This window comes from Robbsia andropogonis (assembly GCF_000970345.1).
GTDB lineage: Bacteria > Pseudomonadota > Gammaproteobacteria > Burkholderiales > Burkholderiaceae > Robbsia > Robbsia andropogonis.
Window position 1 is genome coordinate 1 of sequence record NZ_LAQU01000174.1, and the last position, 1,495, is coordinate 1,495.

The window sequence follows — 1,495 nt, forward strand, 5'->3', positions numbered from 1 at the left end:
AAATAAACCGCTAACTCGTCAGCGCGAGAGCTTTTTCGTATCGCCGCCTGCGCGCATCATGAGTTCCAATGTCGCTTCGAGTCGGATAACACGTTCCGTTAAGCCCTCGATCTTGGCTTGTTGATCCTTCACAGTACCAGCCAGCGACACCACTTTGTCGTTCATCTTGATAACCGTCGTGAGCGCGTCCCACACTTTGTCCGTGACGCCCATCAGTGCTTACCTTTCGTCATCGCCGCGATTCGTTTGTTCGACTCCACGACAAACGTGAGTGCGTCGTCTAGCGCCTCGTTCGCTTCGCTCGTGGACGCGTTAACGCGCTCGATGAGCGCATGCATATCCTGCTCATCCTCTGAAGGTGTGAAGCCCTGCGCGGCCTGACGCATCAACTCGCTGACGTTTAGACCGAGACGCTTTGCAGTACTCGCAATCGCCCGCTTCTGAACTGGCGTCACCTGAACAACGATCCGCTCTGTCGCAGTTGCCATTTCTTTGTTCCTATGTACATGACCATGATATGTACATTTTAGATTCATCCCTGCTGAAGTCAAGCCCAAAGGTGGGCCGCGAAAGACCGGACTTGCAAGCATTCTGGATTGACAACTTTATTGCGTTCTACGTTAGAGTAATACATCTAAAATCAAGACTAATCTTTTCAACAACGGTGGTTATCGGCTAAACCACCGCATGCTGTACACATGGTGTCACGACCGACAGACTGCCTTTTAATGAACAATCGTATTTCGTCGAAACGGCAGAGAAAGGGAGCCGATATGACGATGGATCACCCACACGACGACGAGTTGCACCAACTGGTCGATGGCATTACGCTCCGACCTGTCGGCAGGCAAGCGTGACCTGCGCATCATGATCCGGCCGTCTGAGAGCGGCAAACCAAAACGTGGGGTAACACCTATGCCGTGGCAATACAGCCAAAGGACGGGTCAGTTGACGCGAGGAACCGGTCCCGTCGTCGGGCAGGGATATTCCGGTCGCGGGGTCGGCCAAAACAACCCGCAAATGCAGAATCAGGTTGGTATGGGGCCCATCCCGACCGGCTCGTACTCGATCGGGGCACCCTTCCATCATTCTCATGCGGGCGGCTATACGATGCGCTTGACGCCGGACGTCGGCACCGATACGCAGCATCGCTCAGGGTTCATGATACACGGCGACAGTACGGCCCATCCCGGCCAAGCGTCGGACGGCTGCATTGTCCTGGATCGTCGCGTGCGCGTGCTGATCTGGAATAGCGGCGATCGACAAATCAATGTAGTGCCATGAAGCGCCTGTTTCTTACCCTCCTCCTGGCCACGCCGCTGGTGTGCCTCGCCAAGACGCCCGCGTGCGCCACTTGGCCGACCAACATGGCGATCGCGAGCCTGAAAAACGCCGGCATCACCGATCCGACGAGGTTGGATGAATCCAAGACCAATGCGGTATTGCTGGCCTCGGAAAAGACCGGTCAGGATTTGTATCGCCAGATTTACAACAT

Annotated in this window: 3 protein-coding genes and 1 pseudogene; 2 read left to right on the forward strand and 2 right to left on the reverse strand. The window is 55.3% G+C overall.

Annotated elements, in window-relative coordinates:
* Positions 1-18 precede the first annotated feature (18 nt).
* Together WM40_RS26885 and WM40_RS26890 are read right to left on the reverse strand one after the other, a co-directional pair.
* Positions 19-213, reverse strand: coding sequence for a hypothetical protein (locus tag WM40_RS26885; protein ID WP_024906204.1), 195 nt, complete (start codon positions 211-213; stop codon positions 19-21).
* Positions 213-488: a plasmid mobilization protein gene (locus WM40_RS26890; protein ID WP_024906205.1), complete on the reverse strand. Its 276-nt coding sequence runs from the start codon at positions 486-488 to the stop codon at positions 213-215. Before WM40_RS26890 ends, WM40_RS26885 begins: the two co-directional genes overlap by 1 nt.
* A 331-nt stretch (positions 489-819) precedes the next feature.
* On the opposite strand from WM40_RS26890, the gene WM40_RS26895 reads away from it, so the two are divergent.
* Together WM40_RS26895 and WM40_RS26900 are read left to right on the forward strand one after the other, a co-directional pair.
* Positions 820-1,284 carry a tlde1 domain-containing protein gene (locus WM40_RS26895; RefSeq protein ID WP_236693728.1) on the forward strand — a complete coding sequence of 155 codons (465 nt, stop codon included), beginning with the start codon at positions 820-822 and terminating at the stop codon, positions 1,282-1,284.
* Positions 1,281-1,495, forward strand: a pseudogene (locus tag WM40_RS26900) (hypothetical protein); the annotation flags it as partial. The gene WM40_RS26895 and the pseudogene WM40_RS26900, both read left to right, overlap by 4 nt.